The sequence below is a fragment of the Lentibacillus kimchii genome, assembly GCF_042666895.1.
Taxonomy (GTDB): domain Bacteria; phylum Bacillota; class Bacilli; order Bacillales; family Amphibacillaceae; genus Lentibacillus; species Lentibacillus kimchii.
The window spans coordinates 1-17,672 of record NZ_JBHTGR010000003.1; the positions used below are offsets into that span (position 1 = coordinate 1).

A 17,672-nucleotide genomic window follows, 5' to 3' on the forward strand; every position below is an offset into this window, starting at 1 on the left:
AGTTGTTCCGCCAGGAGCACGGCTGGGTAGCTACGTGTGGTCAGGATAAGTGCTGAAAGCATCTAAGCATGAAGCCCCCCTCAAGATGAAACTTCCCATCACGTTCAGTGAGTAAGATCCCTTAAAGACGATGAGGTTGATAGGTCCGGGGTGGAAGCGTGGCGACACGTGAAGCTGACGGATACTAATCGATCGAGGACTTAACTAACAGGATGCAGCTTGATGGTTCTCTTATTTAGTTTTCAGGGTGCAAAGGTTAAAAAACCTCTTGCATTTTGAGTTAAAAATGTTTATAATAGTTTTTGTGTCTTAGTTATGCAACTTCTTTTATATCGCGGGGTGGAGCAGTCTGGAAGCTCGTCGGGCTCATAACCCGAAGGTCGCAAGTTCAAATCTTGCCCCCGCAATCAATCATATTTTGATTGATGCTGTTTAAAATTGATTTTTTCTAAAGATAGTGTCAATCTCCCTTTGGTCTGGTAGTTCAGCTGGTTAGAACGCCTGCCTGTCACGCAGGAGGTCGCGGGTTCGAGTCCCGTCCGGACCGCTTTACTAAATTAATAGTGTTGGCTTAAATGCTGGACACTCGTAAGTGAGAGACCGTTTCCTTCTATCGGGAAGCGGTCTATTCTATTTATAGAAGGCTTATCATAACGTGATCTCGAATTGCTCTATATATTTCTGTTTTGCTGTAATATTTGCTATGATAGGTATAGTTATGATGAAAATGGTGATGGTGCATGGATGAATTTTCGTTAATTGATTTAATCAAACAAAAAACTTACCGACAGTCCTCGATTATACGTGGGATTGGTGATGATGCAGCCGTTTTTCGTCAGCCTGCCCAGGATATTGTGACAGCTGTTGATACATTTGTGGAAGATATCCATTTTACCAGATCAACGATGCGCCCGTTCCATATTGGTTATCGTTCACTTGCTGCGAATATAAGTGATTTGAGTGCCATGGGGGCCAGACCCGCGTTTTATCTCGTTTCCATTGTTGTCCCGTCAACGTGGAGCGAGTCGGACTTGAGTGCATTATATAACGGGATGGCTGAAGTGGGATCGGCTTATCAAATGGATGTCATTGGTGGGGATACGACAGCTGGATCGGAGCTGACAGTGTCCGTCACCGTCTTTGGTTATGCCAGCAGAGAGAAGGTCAGATACCGCCATACTGCAAAACCGGGAGATGCGGTATTCGTGACAGGCCATTTGGGTGATTCGGCTGCAGGTTTGCATATGCTGACCCATCCGGGTGACTACCGGGATCAAACGTACTTCATTCACAGACACCGGATGCCTGCTGTAAGAGCCAATTTTTCATGCGAACTGGAAGGCTTGCGAAGAGTAACGCTGAACGATATAAGCGATGGTATCGCGAGTGAAGCCAACGAGATTGCTGAAGCCTCTGGCGTAACGATGACCCTTTATGATGAGGCTATTCCTGTCAGTGCAGGTTTCGAGCAATTCTCAGAGGCCCAGCAGCAGTGGAAACTGTATGGCGGTGAAGATTTTGAATTGCTGGGCACCCTGCCACAAGATGATTGGGGCGCACTGCAAGAGGCCGCTTATAAAACTGGGACGCCGGTTACCATGATTGGTTATGTTGAAAGCAGTGGAAGACAGGCGTCCAGCGTTTTTCTGGAGAATCAGGAGCAATCGCGTACACGTTTAAATAAACAAGGGTATACCCATCTGAAATAGGTGAAACATGATGACTGAATACAGCATTCGAACGCGGTCTGAAGATGAGACAGCTCAATTTGCCCAGCAGCTGGCGGAATTGCTTAAACCGGGGGATGTGCTCACCTTAGAAGGTGACCTCGGTGCTGGCAAGACTGCCTTTGCCAAGGGGCTGGCCAGCGGGCTGGGCGTGACGCGCATCGTCAATAGTCCCACCTTTACGATTATCAAAGAATATTCTGGTGAACTGCCTCTGTACCATATGGACGTTTACCGGCTGGAAGATTCTGATGAAGATATAGGTTTTGAGGAATATTTTCATGGAGACGGGATTTGTGTCGTGGAATGGGCTCATTTTATCCAGGATTATCTCCCGTCTGAATACTTAACAGTCAGCATCGACTATGTTGATGATTACACCCGCTTGCTAAAACTGTTCCCGCGGGGTGCACATTTTGAATCGGTTGCTGCCGATGTGATCGGTTGATGAAGGAGTCTCTGACATGAATATCTTAGCAATGGATACATCCAACCAGCTATTAGGCATTGCGTTATTGCGTGACGGTCAATTAATTGGTGAGGTCACGACCAATCTTAGAAAAAATCATTCAGTGCGGCTGATGCCGGCGATCAATCAGCTGCTGCAAGAGGTTAATATGACGCCGCAGGATCTCGATAAAATCATTGTCGCTAAGGGCCCTGGTTCGTACACAGGCGTACGGATCGGTCTGACAACGGCTAAATCGATGGCTTGGGCATTGGGAATCCCGGTTACAGGCGTGTCCAGTCTGGAAGCACTTGCCTGGCAGGGACGCTTTTTTAACGCTTCAATCTGTCCATTTTTTGATGCCCGGCGCGGTCTTGTTTATACCGGTCTGTATCAGTCGCAAACGAACGGTCTGGCACTGGCGGCTGCTGAGCAAAATGTACTGATGGAAGACTGGCTCCAGCGTCTGGCTGCTACCAGACGGACGATTTTGTTTTTAAGTCCGGATATGGACAAGCATCAGGAGCTGATCCAGACGTATCTGGGTGATCAAGCGGTTATTCCGGACGGGCCATTTCATATGGCCAACCCGTCCCACTTAGCCTTGGCTGGTTCGTATAAGGAGCCGGACAACCTGCATATGCTGACGCCGAATTATTTGCGGCTGGCTGAGGCTGAGGCAAAATGGCTGGAAAAGGAACAAGCGACATATGACTGATTTAACTATTCGCAAGATGCAGCACGCAGATATTAATGGCGTTATGGAAGTCGAAGCACAAGCGTTTGTGGCACCGTGGCCCCGGGATATTTTCGAACACGAACTCACGCATAATGCCTATGCCTATTATTATGTGATGTTCGCCGGTGAGCAGCTAATCGGCTATGCGGGGATGTGGCAGGTGATTGATGATGCGCAGATTACCAATATCACGGTGATTCCAGCATTCCGTGGTCAGAAACTCGGCGAGACATTGTTTTCGTATGTGATGCACGATGCGTACAGAATGGGGGCAAAACGCCTGTCGCTGGAGGTGCGTGTATCCAATATTGTCGCGCAGAAAATGTACCGGAAATTCGGGCTTGTCCCAGGCGGCATCCGGAAAAATTACTACACCGATAATCAGGAAGATGCGATGGTGATGTGGGTGAATTTATATGACGAATGATACGTATATATTAGGTATTGAAACAAGTTGTGATGAAACGGCAGCAGCGATTGTGAAAAATGGCCGGGAGATTGTATCTAACGCCGTTGCCTCGCAAATTGACAGCCATAAGCGATTCGGCGGCGTTGTTCCGGAAATTGCCTCCCGTCATCATGTGGAGCAAATCACGCTTGTTCTGGAAGAGGCCTTTAACGAAGCAGGTATGACCTGGGAACAGATTGATGCGATTGCTGTAACGGAAGGACCGGGCCTTGTCGGGGCCTTGCTGGTCGGCGTCAATGCAGCGAAGGCGTTAGCTTTTGCCAAGCAGAAGCCTTTAATCGGTGTTCATCATATTGCGGGTCACATTTATGCCAATCGGTTTGAGCAGGAATTTGCCTTTCCATTGCTTGCGCTGATTGTCTCCGGCGGTCATACGGAACTCGTCCTGATGCATGAGCACGGTTCGTATGAATTAATCGGCGAGACGCGTGATGATGCTGCCGGCGAGGCCTATGATAAAGTGGCTCGAATGCTTAATTTGCCTTATCCCGGCGGGCCGCAGATTGACCGGCTTGCGGCTGAAGGGTGCGTATCAATCGATTTTCCCCGCGCATGGCTGAAGGATGGCAGCCTTGATTTTAGTTTCAGTGGTGTGAAGTCATCTGTGATCAATACGATCCATAATGCCACGCAGCGCGGCGAGACTTTAAAGCATGCTGATATTGCGGCCAGTTTTCAAGCAAGCGTTGTGGATGTGCTGACCACCAAGACGTGGAAAGCGGCCCAAGCGTATAACGTGAAACAAGTGCTGGTTGCCGGTGGCGTGTCGGCCAATCAGGGATTGCGCCAGTCCCTGCAGAATCAATTTTCTAATTCTGGGATTCCTTTGCTGATCCCGCCTTTGAAGCTTTGCACGGACAATGCAGCGATGATTGCTGCGGCCGGATTTGTTAATTATCAGCAGGGCAAGCGTTCCGGCTGGGATATGAACGCGAACCCCGCTTTGATGTTAAACTAATATCCACAGGGTTATCCACTGGCCTGTGGATCTTTTTTATAATCACGTCTATGCTGGTTTTGAGTTTGTGGATGTTTATATGTGCATAACCGGGGATTAATTTGTGGATAGTGTGTATAAGTGTCTTTTAATACGGTGTGAAGGTTGTGCATATGTGCATCATTTTGTGGATGAGGTGAATAATCTAATCACTGATCTGCATGTGGGACATTAATTCACAAGCCGCCCGCGGAAAGCGACGTCTATCTCCGGAGCGGCCTTATTACGCGAATTATTTATTAAAGCTTTAGGTCATAATTCATTCCTGTAAGTCGGTCCATTCGTTCATTAATCGCTCAATTTCTGCGTTTAGATCTTGTCTTTTACCCAGCAGCTCTTGTGATTTATCCGGATCCTCATACACATCGGGCTGCGCCATTTGTTCCTCCAGTTCGGCCAAATCACTTTCCAGCTGTTCGATAGCATTCTCAAGCTCCTGAATTTGCCGCTCTCTGCGGCGTTCTTCACGCTGCTGCTGTTTATCTTCCCGAAATTTTGTTTTGCGCTGGTCATCATTGCTGGCATTTTCGGTTGCTTCCTGCAGCTTTCGAATCTCAGTTTCTTCCTGCTGCTTGGCAACATAATAATCATAATCACCGAGATAGGTAGTCGACCCTTCCCGCTGCATTTCAACCACTTTATCAGCCAGTTTATTGATGAAATAGCGGTCGTGGGAAACGAACAGGATCGTACCTGGGTACTCCTGGAGAGCCGCTTCCAGTACCTCTTTCGAATCAATGTCCAGATGGTTGGTCGGCTCGTCCAGCACAAGCAGATTTGCCTTTTGCATCATCAGCCGGGCGAGTGACAAGCGTGCCTTTTGCCCGCCGCTCAGTGAGTGAACAGGTTTAAAGACGTCATCACCTGAGAACAGGAAATTGCCCAGGACTGTGCGGATATCTTTTTCATCAACATCAGGGTGCTCGTCCCATAATTCATCCAGGACAGTTTTATTCGACGAGAGTGACTGCTGTTCCTGATCATAATAGCCGATGTCGACATTCGTGCCAATATCAAGCGTTCCTGAGTTGGGTTTGAAATGACCGGTGATCAGTTTCAGCAGCGTTGTTTTCCCGACACCATTCGGACCGACCAGCGCCAGGCGTTCACCGCGATTGGCGTGGAATGTCACATGGCTGAATAACGGGTTGCTTGGATCGTATTGAAAGGCGAGTTCCTCAGCATTCAGCACGTCCCCGCCACTCTGACGGTTAATCTGAAAGGTAAATGACGCTGATTTCTCATCGCCTTGTGGTTTATCCAGCTTTTCCATTTTCTCCAGCTGTTTGCGCCGGCCCTGTGCCCGTTTGGATGTCGATGCCCGGGCGATGTTGCGCTTTATAAAATCTTCCATCTCCCGCATTTCAGCTTGTTGTTTCTCGTAAGCCTGCATTTCCTGCTCATAATCCAGAGCCCGCTGTTTTAAGTAATAGCTGTAATTGCCGTTGTATTTTTTGGAATGATGGCGTGCTATTTCGTAAACGGTTGAGACTGTTTTATCGAGAAAATACCGGTCGTGTGACACAATCGCAATAGCGCCCGGATAGCTGCTTAAATAGTTTTCCAGCCAGCCCATCGTATCAATATCAAGGTGGTTGGTCGGCTCGTCCAGAATGAGCAGATCAGGTTTTTTCAGCAGCAGTTTTCCCAGGGCAAGCCGGGTTTTCTGTCCGCCGCTCAGCGAATTTATAGGAGTGTCATAATCGAATCCCCCAAAATTCAGCCCTGTCAGAATCGCTTTAATATCCGTCTCATAATGATAACCGCCAGCTGCATCGAATGCCTGCTGTTTCTTGTCGTAATCGGCAAGGAGCTCGTCATAGTCAGCATTGGATAATGATGCTGTCTGGGTCATCTTTTCTTCCATTCTGCGAAGTTCCTGCTGCTGTTTCAGCAGGTGATCAAAGACAGTCAGCATCTCCTCCCAGATCGATTTATCAGATTCCAGACTCGTGTGCTGACTCAAATAGCCCATGGTCAGATCTTTCGGTTTGAATATATCACCTGCATCATAGGAAAGATCGCCGGCCATAATTTTCAGCAGGGTCGATTTGCCCGAACCATTCCGGCCGACAATGGCAATTCTGTCACTCTCTTTAATTTCCAGTTTAATATCGCTTAATATATCGTCAGCGCCAAATGATTTGGTTATATTGTTTAATTGCATCAGTATCATATGTTTTCACCTCATTTATCGGACGTCTTAGCATCAGCAGGTACGAGCGGCTGCTGAACATGTCGGTGCGGTGAATCTGAACGTCACTCCCCAGTGTATCGCATGACGATCTGAAAGGGCAATCATCGTGTGAAAGGGATCACGACTTATGAAGCAATTTCTGTTAGAATAAGATACGGCATGACTGTTACAGATACCGATCAGAGAAGACCGGATGCGGGTGTCAAATGAGACGAGCATTGATGAGACAGGGAGGATTGACATTGGAGCAGAATCAGATACCACAGGCGACTGCTAAACGGCTGCCGTTATACTACCGGTTTTTAAATAATTTGCATCATCAGGGAAAAGGACGTATTTCCTCAAAAGAATTGAGCGATGTCCTTAAGGTGGACTCGGCGACGATCAGGCGTGATTTTTCCTATTTCGGAGCTTTAGGGAAAAAAGGGTATGGCTACAATGTGGAGTATCTGCTGGGATTTTTCCGGAAAACACTGGATCAGGATGAGCTGACTGAAGTCGCCCTGATAGGAGTCGGCAATCTGGGGACTGCCTTTTTGCATTACAATTTCCTGAGAAACAATAATACCAAAATTGTGTTGGCGTTTGATGCTGACCCGAATAAGGCTGGTTCCGATATTGGCGGCGTGCCGGTCTATCATATTGATGAGCTGGAAGCTAGACTGGCCGATGTGTCGGTTGCGATTTTGACTGTTCCAGCTAAGGCGGCCCAGACTATCACGGACCGGCTGGCTGGCTTTGGTATATCCGGCATTCTTAATTTTACACCGGCACGGATTACGGTGCCTGCAGGGATCAGGGTGCATCATATTGATCTGGCGGTGGAACTGCAGTCACTTGTGTACTTCTTAAAGCATTATCCAATGACATCGTGAAATGCATGGACCGTACGTTTGGGTGCGTTTTCAGGAAACGGCCTAAAAAAAAGAAGCAGTGCATCTGATCACTACTTCTTTTTCTTTTGCTGTTTAATCTTATGATTGATAATAAACATGCGTATGCCGATGCCGAAATCAAGGGTTGCAAAAAACGCCAGCAGAATGGTGAAGACATTCCACATCGTTTCATCGGCACTCTGGATAGCAATATAGGTGAACAAAACACCGAGCAGACAGTAGACGACACCCATTGCTTTCGGCGATATTTTCATAAAGTGTCAGCCCCCTATCAGAATTGTTTGGATGTGATCTAATTCCTGCATCATTTTTTCCAGGTCTTCCGGGTCAAGTGATAATTGCACAATCACGGACAGTGTATTCAGCGCCATGTGGACGATGATCGGCACAATAATCCGTTTTGTCTGGACATATAGAAACGCAAAGACAAAGCCCATTGATGCATAAACGAGAATATGTTCCGGTTCACCATGGATCAGGCCAAAAATCAAAGCAGACAGGGCAGCGGCGAAAAAGAAATTCATGCGTTTGTACAGCCCGCCGAAAATGATTTTGCGGAAGATGATCTCTTCCAGTATTGGTGCTACAAGCGCCGTAATCACCGCGAACAGCGGTACTGTCCGGGTAATTTCCATGATTTGCTGCGTATTCTGTGAAGAAGGATTGATGCCGAACACAGTGGTTTCAATAACGGACGCAATTGTATTCGCGAAATAAGCCATGCATAGTCCGGCAATCCCCCAGAGTATAACCTCCCAGACCGGTGAGGCCTGCGGGTGTGCGGGTGCTTTTATATCTGGTCGCATGAGCCATAAGACTAAGACAAGCGCTGCAAGAAAGCTGAAAATGCTCCAGTAAATGCTGGCGTCGACCTGGCCGAGCGGTGTCAGAATATACAACAATGGTGCAAACACAAATGCGGAAGCTTGCATGATGACGTATGTTAAAATGACGTACCAGTAACGTTTAGGCAAAATTAGCGACTCCTTTAGTTCTAGTTGCTATAGTGTATGCTTGTCATAACGTATTTAAGCAAAAAATGGTATAAAAATCAATTTACACAAACAGAATACGTCTACAGTTTAGCATACATAAGGCCTGTATTATAATCGATTCGATTCACGGTTAAGCGTTAAAGCAAGACTGAGGCAAATGCTTGCATTTTACAGGAAAATTATTTATTATAATAATTGGAATTAGCACTCGTTGCATCAGAGTGCTAATAAGAAGTTCCTAAATACAAGTGAAAAGGAATGAAGGAGGTTGTCGGCATGATTAAACCATTAGAGGATCGTGTTGTCATCGAACTTGTGGAACAAAGCGAAACAACAGAAAGTGGCATTGTGCTTCCAGATTCCGCTAAAGAAAAACCGCAGGAAGGCAAGGTTGCAGCCGTCGGTTCCGGACGTGTTATGGACAGCGGTGAACAAGTTGCGCTGGACGTCAAAGAAGGCGACCATATCATCTTCTCCAAATTTGCCGGAACAGAGATCAGCTACGACGGTCATGAATACTTAATTATGCGTCAAAACGACATTCTGGCTGTCATCGATTAATCGGCAGCACTGAAATGATGTCAGGCTATATAAGATTTCTCTAAGGAGGCGTTTAGAATGGCAAAAGAACTTAAATTCAGTGAAGAAGCACGTCAGTCCATGATGCGTGGTATCAACACACTTGCTGACTCCGTTAAAGTAACATTGGGGCCAAAAGGCCGTAACGTTGTATTGGACAAGAGTGTCGGCTCACCACTCATTACAAATGATGGTGTGACGATTGCTAAAGAAATCGAACTGGAAGATAACTTTGAAAACATGGGCGCTCAGCTCGTGTCAGAAGTTGCTTCGAAAACAAACGAAGTCGCTGGTGACGGTACGACAACAGCAACCATTCTGTCACAGGCTATGATCCGTGAAGGTCTGAAAAACGTTGCTTCCGGTGCTAATCCGGTAGGAATCCGCCGCGGTATCGAACAAGCTGTAGAAGTAGCTACGAGTGAATTGAAGACCATTTCCAAGCCGGTTGAAGGAAAAGAGTCCATTGCTCAGGTTGCAGCCATCTCCTCTGACGATGATGAAGTTGGCCAGCTGATTGCTGAAGCGATGGAACGCGTCGGCAATGATGGTGTTATCACGATTGAAGAATCAAGCGGCTTCAACACGGAACTTGAAGTTGTTGAAGGTATGCAATTCGACCGTGGTTATTCATCACCATACATGGTATCGGATCAGGACAAGATGGAAGCTGTGCTGGACGATCCATATATTCTGATTACAGACAAGAAGATCGGCAACATGCAAGAAGTATTGCCATTGCTTGAACAAGTTGTTCAGGAAAACAAACCAATTCTTATTATTGCCGATGAAGTCGAAGGTGAAGCACTCGCAACGCTTGTTGTGAACAAAGTACGCGGCACATTCAACGCTGTTGCTGTTAAAGCACCAGGCTTTGGCGACCGTCGTAAGGCTATGCTGGAGGATATCGCAACCATGACGGGTGCGCAAGTCATCACCGAAGATCTGGGTCTTGATCTGAAGAATGCTACCATGGATCAGCTCGGCCGCGCTAATAAGATTGTTGTGACAAAAGATAATACAACGATCGTTGAAGGCGCCGGTGACCCGCAGACTATATCACAGCGCGTATCTCAGCTCCGCGCTCAAGCAGAAGAATCAACGTCTGACTTTGATAAAGAGAAACTGCAGGAACGTCTTGCAAAAATGGCTGGTGGCGTCGCCGTTGTTAAAGTAGGTGCCGCAACCGAGACCGAAATGAAAGAACGTAAACTGCGTATTGAAGACGCCTTGAACTCAACACGTGCAGCTGTTGAAGAAGGCATTGTTTCCGGCGGCGGAACGGCCCTTGTAAACGTTCTTGCCAAAATTGGCGAGCTTAACCTGACTGGAGATGAAGCAACCGGTGCCAGCATTGTACTCCGTGCGCTGGAAGAACCAATCCGCCAGATTGCTTACAATGCCGGCCTTGAAGGCTCCATTGTTGTCGAACATCTAAAAGGTGAAGAAGTTGGTATTGGCTTTAACGCTGCTAATGGCGAGTGGGTCAATATGGTTGATGCAGGCGTCGTCGATCCAACAAAAGTGACACGTTCAGCCCTGCAAAACGCAGCTTCCGTTTCAGCTATGTTCCTCACCACAGAAGCTGTTGTAGCTGACCATCCTGACGACAGCGATGGCGGCGGCGGTGCACCTGACATGAGTGGCATGGGCGGAATGGGCGGCATGATGTAATATAGGTTATAAAACCTTGTTATATCAACGTTCATAACCGTTCTAACTAATTTTAGTGTCCGGAAAAGTGACCGATACTAGTTGTTGAGATTTCAGGAGGTTTCCATTGAGTTACTGAACTTATTGGAAACCTCTGTTTTATCCTGTTATCTAATAGCATTCTTTTACAGTATGCTATTTATTTAAGCGAAATCTCTTTAGATCATTACATAATTCATTGATGGAAGTATGGGATAAACAAACAGTAACCTCTACACTGTTTTTATCGCCAACAGTCAGGTATACCCCTTCATGCTTGATTTTATATTCAATATTGGAATAAGCTATAGGTTTACTAATCCTATCTTCGATTTCTTTTTTCTCAAGCAATTCTGGATATCGCTTATAATGTTCTCTAAGCGCTTCCTCATGTTGAATATCAATTATTTCATTATCAAGTACTATCTTTACTTCACCATTTGGAAATTTTCCGTTTTTCCACGCATCTATAATTGTCTTGTGAAACAAATACTTATTATTAATTCTGCTGTAAGGAATTTTATTTTCCTTCACCCATTTACGGAGTTTATATTGGGATACCCCTAGGTATTCTGCTGTATTCTTTAACTTCATTGGTTCAATAAACCAACTTTTAGCTTCATCTTCCCCCCATAAAACAGCACCAATCATCATATCACCTCCTGTTTGGCATTTGATTCAAAGTGCGTTCTGTAATACATGTACTATGAAATTATCGGAGAATCGCACCCCTATATCGAAGACACGAGATGAAAATAAATTGAAATATATTAGAGTTTTTTAAAAGAATTAAGAAGACCTAAAATCTCTCCTTTTAACTAATGAGAGTACTCTTCTAGTTATCTTTTCAAACCCATTCATACTTTTAATATTATTTATCTGTAAATAACCTGAAACGATGTCATTCAAGGGTTTCATATAATTATTGACTATCTTATGTACTGCTTCCTTTGAATTTGGACAAAATGCTCCATTTTTCGGTAACACTTGAATCTAGATATATCTAAATATTCAGTGATTTATAGAGCGTCTACAAACCCCTAGTTTATTTTTTCGATTTTTTGCTCTTTGAATATTGTTTTTCTTTTCCCTTTAGAGGGATTGACCCGGAGCCTCTGCGGGCATGATCTCTATGCCAGGAAGCCAGCTTATTTAAAAATAGTGCTGGCATGCCGAGACAGGCTATCATCCCCGCCTCTCCACGTCAATCCCGTGCGTCGTTTGTTTGATTTGCTTATGCCACTCCATGATTGAGGTTTCTTCGTTTATGTCTTGCTGCTATCCTTCCTTTCTCCCGATTTGCTATCACCTCTTCATCCTTTCCCGTGTGTTTTTGTTCTGGTGTGACATATCCTATAGCTTGATGAGGACGGTATGTGTTATAATCGTCTACAAATTGGTATATATTCTTTTTTGCGTCTTGTGGACTGGTGTATCCCGCAAGACTAATTTTTTGTTCCTTTAATGTGCGATGCTAGCGTTCTATTTTGCCGTTTGTCTCAGGATGTTTATAAGCTGTACGTATTTGATAAATATGTTGTTTCTCCAAGTACCTTTTAAACCGATTTGAACGATACTGACTACCATTATCGGTTACCAATTTAAGCTGATGGTCTTCTGGCAAACTCGCCTTTTGTAACGCGTGTTTAAGGGTATCAATGGTATCCTCCACTGTCATAGACATTCTCAATTCAGAGTGAATTACATATCTTGAAAATCCATCTAAATAGGTGAAGAGATAATAGAAACCATAGCCACTAATCCAAATATAGGTGATATCCGTATGCCAATTTTCGTTAGGTCTGGTTGGCTTGTGTCTCCACTCATCTCCTGCAGGTTCTCGTTTTGGTTCCCCTTTAGGAATGATTAAGCCATGCTTTCTCATGTATCGATAAGCACTTGATTCAGATATATAAACTCCTTCCTTTTCTAGCTCATAAGTCACTGTACGATAGCCATTTAGATCCAGCCGTTTCCCTATTTCCAAGATTTTCTCTACCTCCTCTTGAAGGAGTTGGTCTGGGTGTATATGTGGGATTGGGGGCTTGTCCATTAGTCCAATAAAACCTTGATTTCGATAATTCTTTTTCCATTCATAGTAGGTACTCTTACTAAGATTTAATTGCTTAAGTGCCCAAGATACCGACTTTTTGGGTATAACGTCCAAAAATTTGATGATGGCTAGTTTTTCTTCCGCAGGTAGTTTTGTGTATGTTCCTGCATCAAGATAGGGCTTTAAATGTCGTTTTTTTTTTAAACATGATTACATGATTCTCTAAAGATAAGTCAGCTACCAGCTCTTTTAAACGGTCTACTTCTTTTTTCATTTCCTCTTTCTCAGTATCTTTTTGATTCCTTTTTGAGTTGAAGCCCTCCATTCCGTGTTTCATAAAGATTTGTTTCCACTCATAATAACTTTTCGGCTGAATGCCGACTTCCTGACATAATTCTTTTACAGAAATTTCATTACCCAGCCCTCTAATAACAATTTGAGCTTTTTCTTCAGCTGAAAATCTCCTTTTTGGCATAAAAAATTCCCCTTTCTTATGTTTAATCATAAGCTATAATGAGGGACGTAGACAAACTCGATTATTACCTAAAATCAGGCGTATTTTTGTCCAATAAGATCTGAAGCTAAACAATATCTTGATTAGAGTCGTATGGATAAGCTTATGCTTCAATTTAATATAGGAATTTCAAACTGATTTTGACAATACATATTTTTCTACTGATTAGATTCAGTTATTTTTTTATTTGCGATTTTGTAAATATAAATTTCTAAAATAAATGGAGAAGTCCGTAATAGGCAGTAAATATAATCGCCTATTACGGACTTCTGTTATTATTAATATCCTTATGGAATATGGAATTGTCCAAGGATATTTACAATACATAACTTGGATGGCTTTAAATTAGCTTTCTTAGACTATCATAAGTTTTTTTATCCTTTATTAAGAGATAAAAAGGAATTTTAAACTGCATTGAATTCCTTGTTTTCCTGACTACCTTCATCTTTACTCTTCATTAAAATATTGGTTAAAACGATACCTAAACCAATTAAAGTGAAAGTGTAGTTGTTCATTATATCTATTATATATCCAAATAAAAAGCTTCCAAGAGGCATAAACAAAGATGCAGAGGTGAAGATAATTGAGAAAATTCTTCCTAAGTAATTTTGGTCTACTTCAGTTTGTATGAAAGTGAAAAATAATGTATTGAATCTTACTAAAAAGAAGCCAAAAATAAAGGTAGCGATAAGTGTGAAAGTATATGTGTTAATTATGAAAAAAGGTAAAAAGAATATGCCACATAGAGTGAGTTCTACCTTTAAATTAGACAAAGTAATTGTCTTATTCTTAGATAAGCTTAGTATTAGAGCTCCTAGTACTCCTCCAATTGCTTCCGCTGAGAGTAATATGCTATATGCGCCAGTTCTGTCTATATATTCGTTTACGTATGAGGGCAAAAGAATATTGTAACCTGCTATGAAAAAATTAACTAGTGAGATTGTAATTAACAATCTAAATAGAACAGGTTTACTTTTTGAGTGAATAAATCCTTCTTTAAAGTCATTAATAACAGACTTCATATTCAATTTAGCTTTCTCATTATTAGAAGAATATTGGATGAGCAATTCAAAAAGTGCGGAAACAATAAAAGATACACCATTTATTAGCAGAATCTCATTAATACTAATAAAAGATAAAGCAAATAATGCACCTGCTAGCATAGGACCAGTAATTTTTATAGTTTCAGTTATAGTATTTAAAACAGAGTTTACAGTTTTGAGCCTATCTTTTTTTGTTATCCTAGGTAAAATAGACCTTACTGTTGGTGAGAAAATGGAATGTGTAATGCTCAAAATTACATTCATTGTAATAACTAAGGGTATATTAACCTCTGAATCAATAATTATAAAACTGAATGTAACGCAAGTTATCCCACTAATTATGTCAGTTAAGAAAATTATCAATTTCTTATTAAATCTATCAGCTATAACGCCGCCAAATAGATTGAAAAAAAGTGACGGTATTACACTCAATCCCATTATTAACCCCAAAATCTTTGGATCGTTAGTTACATCAATGACCCACCAATTTAATGCAAATGTGAAAATAATATCTCCTAAGAATGTTACTGAATTCCCACTTACAATTAGAAATTCATTTCTCATTGGCTTTCTCATATAAACATCCTCTCAAATTTTATGTATGATTCTTACTGAAATCACATGAATTACATTTTTACACAATAATAGTGTTTTAATCAACAAATTTCTTTATTTGGAATCATATTAAGTATAAAGTCTTGTTTCATTAGTAAATATATGGTATCGTAGGAAAAAATCTGAAATTATCGAAATTACCGAAAACTTAGAAAGGAGATAAAAAATGTATATGGAATTTTTGGGAACTGCAGGTGCTTTCCGCACTCCTAGACCTGGAAGTAATTCTAAAGCAAGTTTAGAAGCTCGTATGAAAAAAGGTCCTTTTATGAGAACTGGACCCGGAATATTTATACACGGCCCAAATGTATTGTTCGATACCTCTGAAGATATATTTTATCAACTGAATAGAGCAAGCATTTCTTGTGTTAATGCTTGTTTTTATTCTCATTGGCACCCAGACCATACTATGGGACGAAGAATTTTCGAAGTGTTTAATTCTGAATTTCTATCAGACGGAAAAAATACTAGGGTTATTTTACCTGAGAATGTTGCAAGTGATGCGAAAATGAGATTAGGTTTTTGGGATCACTTAAATCACATGCAAGAAAAGGGGGATATCTCACTTGAAGTTCTATCTAATAATGAGTCAGTAAAATTTGACGGTTGCGAAGTAACAGCTTTTCCTCTAAGCAATGATTTCGCTTACGGATTTATTCTAAGAACAAATAAAAATAAAATCCTAATAATACCTGATGAATCATTTGGCTGGTGGCCATCTTCAACTAATTTTAAGGATATTGATATAGCGATTTTGCCCTTTGGCCATACAGAAAGACACTTTACAACTGGTGAATTGAATTACCCTGAAGGTTTGATATTCGAAAGGAACGAGGCTAGTTTTGAAGATTCAATTGAACTAGCCAATCAAATAAATGCTAATGTCACATATTTCACTCATATCGAAGAGTTTGAAAATTTATCATTTGAAGATTGTAAGAAAATAGAAAATGAATTCAGTGGACAAAATTATAAAATTGCTTTTGATACATTTACAATTGATATTTAAGGGGTTTTAAAATATGCATAATAAATACTTTGTTAATGATAAAAACCATAGTAATCTCAACTTATTAGAAGAATCTTTGAAAATGGGCGTGGAATATAAAAATAGAGAAAAGGTTATTAATTATGCCGACGATTCTGAGATCTCATCAATTGTTAGCGAACAATTCCCAGAAGAATCAACGGATCTCGAAAGACTTATTAGTGAGTTTGAAAGCAATATACTTCCTTACTCAACAAATTTCTCCAGTCCTAATTTTATGGCATTCCCTGATTCCGGAAATTCAGTGGCGTCTCATGCAGCAAACATATTATCTGGTTTTATGAATCAAAATCTCATTAATTCAACTCATTGCTCTCCAATAGCAACCTATATTGAATTACAAACTATTCAATGGTTAAGAGAATTGATGGGGTATTCATTTGAAGACATTAGGAATATATCGGATATTACTGACAGCGGTGGCATAGCGCTTACTGGTGGTACTTTGGCAAATACAGTAGGTTTATTATTGGCGAGAGAATCATTGTTCGTAAATGCTAAAAATACAGGTCTAAACAATAAAGTAAAAGATGTTAGAGTAATAATGCCGGAAGGTATTGATCACTATTCTATACGTGTTGCTATGGGGTGGTTAGGACTTGGAGAAGATAACATTTTATATGTCAAAACGAATGGTAATTACACAATTGACCAAATAGATTTGAAGGAAAAAATCGAAAAATATAAAAATAAATATAAATTCATAGCTCTTATTGCTTACGCTGGAGACTCTCGTACTATGGCTATTGATGACTTTAATAAACTCTACACGATTGCTAAAGAACATAATATCTGGTTTCATGTTGACGCTTGTCAAGGTTTTGTCGCCAAGTTTAGTAACACTTTGAAAGCTGGGTTAGATGGGATTGAGTTAGCAGACTCTATAGCTCTAGACCCACATAAAGTTATGTGGCTACCATATAATTTAAGCTATCTGTTAGTTAAAAATCCAGAACAACTAAAGAAGGTAATTGGTGGTAGTGACTTAATAAATAAAGAAGCAATGTCTTTTGGACAGATGACTCCTTTCTTAGGTAGTAAAGCGTTCGATTCTTTGAAACTATATTTTGTACTAAAGAATTTAGGATCTAAGAAGATAGGAGAATTGGTAGATTATAGGTATGATTTGGCTAGTTATTTCGCTGAAAAAATTGATTCTGAAAATTGTTTTGTACGGATAAATGAAGTAACTGTAAACAGCGTTGTCTTTGTTTATAAGCCTGAAGAAGAAATAGAGAATATTGATGCTTTTAATACATTGCAGAAAAGCATTCATCAAAGACTTTGGCAAGAAGGAGATCAGTACTTACATACATTTACCTTGCACGACCCAAGTCAAAAGTTATCAAGTGATAAAAGTGTAAAGTGGCAGATGCTTAGGTTATTTATAGGGAACCCTTTAACAGAAGAAAGTAATATTAATAGATTAATGTCTAATGTAAAAAAGATTGCTGAAGAGGAGTACTCCAAGCTATTCGTTGAAAATTTGTAGAGAGGTTAAAAAATTATGCAAAGTAGAGTCGAAGATACAAAATATAACATTAATTATATTAAGAGAGCGAATTTCATAATTCATAGCCCTTGCGGCGCAAGGACTTAAAAACGTAAAAAAGGAAGTACCTCCCCAAATCTTGTATAATGGTAGTTGAACTAAAACATC

The 17,672-nt window shown here is 41.6% G+C and carries 17 protein-coding genes, 2 tRNA genes, 1 rRNA gene and 2 pseudogenes; 13 read left to right on the plus strand and 9 right to left on the minus strand.

The annotated features are described in order from the left end of the window. From ACFQU8_RS02035 to tsaD, 8 genes are all read left to right on the plus strand, one after another. Window positions 1-208: ribosomal RNA gene (locus ACFQU8_RS02035) — 23S ribosomal RNA — on the plus strand; the annotation flags it as partial. A 125-nt stretch (window positions 209-333) separates the two neighbouring features. Beyond that, window positions 334-407 (plus strand) — tRNA-Met (locus ACFQU8_RS02040). A 66-nt stretch (window positions 408-473) separates the two neighbouring features. Next, window positions 474-547 (plus strand) — tRNA-Asp (locus ACFQU8_RS02045). A gap of 193 nt (window positions 548-740) precedes the next feature. After that, window positions 741-1,709: a thiamine-phosphate kinase gene (thiL, locus tag ACFQU8_RS02050; protein WP_382357502.1), complete on the plus strand. Its 969-nt coding sequence runs from the start codon at window positions 741-743 to the stop codon at window positions 1,707-1,709. A 10-nt stretch (window positions 1,710-1,719) separates the two neighbouring features. Then, window positions 1,720-2,175, plus strand: a complete 456-nt coding sequence (gene tsaE, locus ACFQU8_RS02055; protein ID WP_382357503.1) for a tRNA (adenosine(37)-N6)-threonylcarbamoyltransferase complex ATPase subunit type 1 TsaE — start codon at window positions 1,720-1,722, stop codon at window positions 2,173-2,175. A 16-nt stretch (window positions 2,176-2,191) separates the two neighbouring features. Then, entirely contained in the window at window positions 2,192-2,893 is a 702-nt protein-coding gene (gene tsaB, locus ACFQU8_RS02060) for a tRNA (adenosine(37)-N6)-threonylcarbamoyltransferase complex dimerization subunit type 1 TsaB (RefSeq protein ID WP_382357504.1), read from the plus strand. Beyond that, window positions 2,886-3,341 (plus strand): ribosomal protein S18-alanine N-acetyltransferase, encoded by a 456-nt coding sequence (gene rimI, locus ACFQU8_RS02065; RefSeq protein WP_382357505.1) that lies wholly within the window; start codon window positions 2,886-2,888, stop codon window positions 3,339-3,341. The genes tsaB and rimI overlap by 8 nt, the downstream gene beginning before the upstream one ends. Then, entirely contained in the window at window positions 3,331-4,341 is a 1,011-nt protein-coding gene (tsaD, locus tag ACFQU8_RS02070; RefSeq protein ID WP_382357506.1) for a tRNA (adenosine(37)-N6)-threonylcarbamoyltransferase complex transferase subunit TsaD, read from the plus strand. The genes rimI and tsaD overlap by 11 nt, the downstream gene beginning before the upstream one ends. A 298-nt stretch (window positions 4,342-4,639) precedes the next feature. Here tsaD and ACFQU8_RS02075 read toward each other — a convergent pair whose 3' ends face one another. Beyond that, window positions 4,640-6,556, minus strand: a complete 1,917-nt coding sequence (locus ACFQU8_RS02075) for an ABC-F family ATP-binding cassette domain-containing protein (RefSeq protein WP_382357507.1) — start codon at window positions 6,554-6,556, stop codon at window positions 4,640-4,642. A 242-nt stretch (window positions 6,557-6,798) separates the two neighbouring features. Here ACFQU8_RS02075 and ACFQU8_RS02080 point away from each other — a divergent pair, with 242 nt between their 5' ends. Continuing rightward, a complete protein-coding gene (locus ACFQU8_RS02080) occupies window positions 6,799-7,452 on the plus strand; it encodes a redox-sensing transcriptional repressor Rex (RefSeq protein WP_382357517.1) in 654 nt (217 codons plus the stop codon). A 71-nt stretch (window positions 7,453-7,523) separates the two neighbouring features. Here ACFQU8_RS02080 and ACFQU8_RS02085 read toward each other — a convergent pair whose 3' ends face one another. Both ACFQU8_RS02085 and ACFQU8_RS02090 read right to left on the minus strand, forming a co-directional pair. Beyond that, window positions 7,524-7,727: a YdiK family protein gene (locus ACFQU8_RS02085; RefSeq protein ID WP_382357508.1), complete on the minus strand. Its 204-nt coding sequence runs from the start codon at window positions 7,725-7,727 to the stop codon at window positions 7,524-7,526. A gap of 6 nt (window positions 7,728-7,733) precedes the next feature. Further along, window positions 7,734-8,447 carry a CPBP family intramembrane glutamic endopeptidase gene (locus ACFQU8_RS02090; RefSeq protein WP_382357509.1) on the minus strand — a complete coding sequence of 238 codons (714 nt, stop codon included), beginning with the start codon at window positions 8,445-8,447 and terminating at the stop codon, window positions 7,734-7,736. A 297-nt stretch (window positions 8,448-8,744) separates the two neighbouring features. On the opposite strand from ACFQU8_RS02090, the gene groES reads away from it, so the two are divergent. Together groES and groL are read left to right on the plus strand one after the other, a co-directional pair. Further along, window positions 8,745-9,029 (plus strand): co-chaperone GroES, encoded by a 285-nt coding sequence (gene groES, locus ACFQU8_RS02095; RefSeq protein ID WP_382357510.1) that lies wholly within the window; start codon window positions 8,745-8,747, stop codon window positions 9,027-9,029. 57 nt (window positions 9,030-9,086) lie between these two features. Then, window positions 9,087-10,721 (plus strand): chaperonin GroEL, encoded by a 1,635-nt coding sequence (gene groL / locus ACFQU8_RS02100; RefSeq protein WP_382357511.1) that lies wholly within the window; start codon window positions 9,087-9,089, stop codon window positions 10,719-10,721. A 174-nt stretch (window positions 10,722-10,895) separates the two neighbouring features. On the opposite strand, the gene ACFQU8_RS02105 is transcribed toward groL, so the two are convergent. The 6 genes and pseudogenes from ACFQU8_RS02105 to ACFQU8_RS02130 form a co-directional block, all read right to left on the minus strand. After that, window positions 10,896-11,390: a helix-turn-helix domain-containing protein gene (locus ACFQU8_RS02105; RefSeq protein ID WP_382357512.1), complete on the minus strand. Its 495-nt coding sequence runs from the start codon at window positions 11,388-11,390 to the stop codon at window positions 10,896-10,898. 583 nt (window positions 11,391-11,973) lie between these two features. Beyond that, window positions 11,974-12,201, minus strand: a pseudogene (locus tag ACFQU8_RS02110) (integrase core domain-containing protein); the annotation flags it as partial. A 12-nt stretch (window positions 12,202-12,213) separates the two neighbouring features. Beyond that, complete coding sequence (locus ACFQU8_RS02115; RefSeq protein WP_382357518.1) at window positions 12,214-12,726, minus strand: transposase; 513 nt, start codon at window positions 12,724-12,726, stop codon at window positions 12,214-12,216. A gap of 66 nt (window positions 12,727-12,792) precedes the next feature. Beyond that, window positions 12,793-12,906 (minus strand): annotated as a pseudogene (locus ACFQU8_RS02120) (helix-turn-helix domain-containing protein); the annotation flags it as partial. A gap of 55 nt (window positions 12,907-12,961) precedes the next feature. After that, complete coding sequence (locus ACFQU8_RS02125; RefSeq protein WP_382357513.1) at window positions 12,962-13,297, minus strand: transposase; 336 nt, start codon at window positions 13,295-13,297, stop codon at window positions 12,962-12,964. Window positions 13,298-13,710: 413 nt separating this feature from the next. After that, window positions 13,711-14,925, minus strand: coding sequence for an MFS transporter (locus ACFQU8_RS02130; protein WP_382357514.1), 1,215 nt, complete (start codon window positions 14,923-14,925; stop codon window positions 13,711-13,713). Window positions 14,926-15,130: 205 nt separating this feature from the next. On the opposite strand from ACFQU8_RS02130, the gene ACFQU8_RS02135 reads away from it, so the two are divergent. Further along, on the plus strand, window positions 15,131-15,973 hold the full coding sequence (locus ACFQU8_RS02135; protein WP_382357515.1) for an MBL fold metallo-hydrolase: 843 nt from the start codon (window positions 15,131-15,133) through the stop codon (window positions 15,971-15,973). 13 nt (window positions 15,974-15,986) lie between these two features. Continuing rightward, on the plus strand, window positions 15,987-17,504 hold the full coding sequence (locus ACFQU8_RS02140; RefSeq protein ID WP_382357516.1) for a pyridoxal phosphate-dependent decarboxylase family protein: 1,518 nt from the start codon (window positions 15,987-15,989) through the stop codon (window positions 17,502-17,504). Window positions 17,505-17,672: the final 168 nt, after the last annotated feature.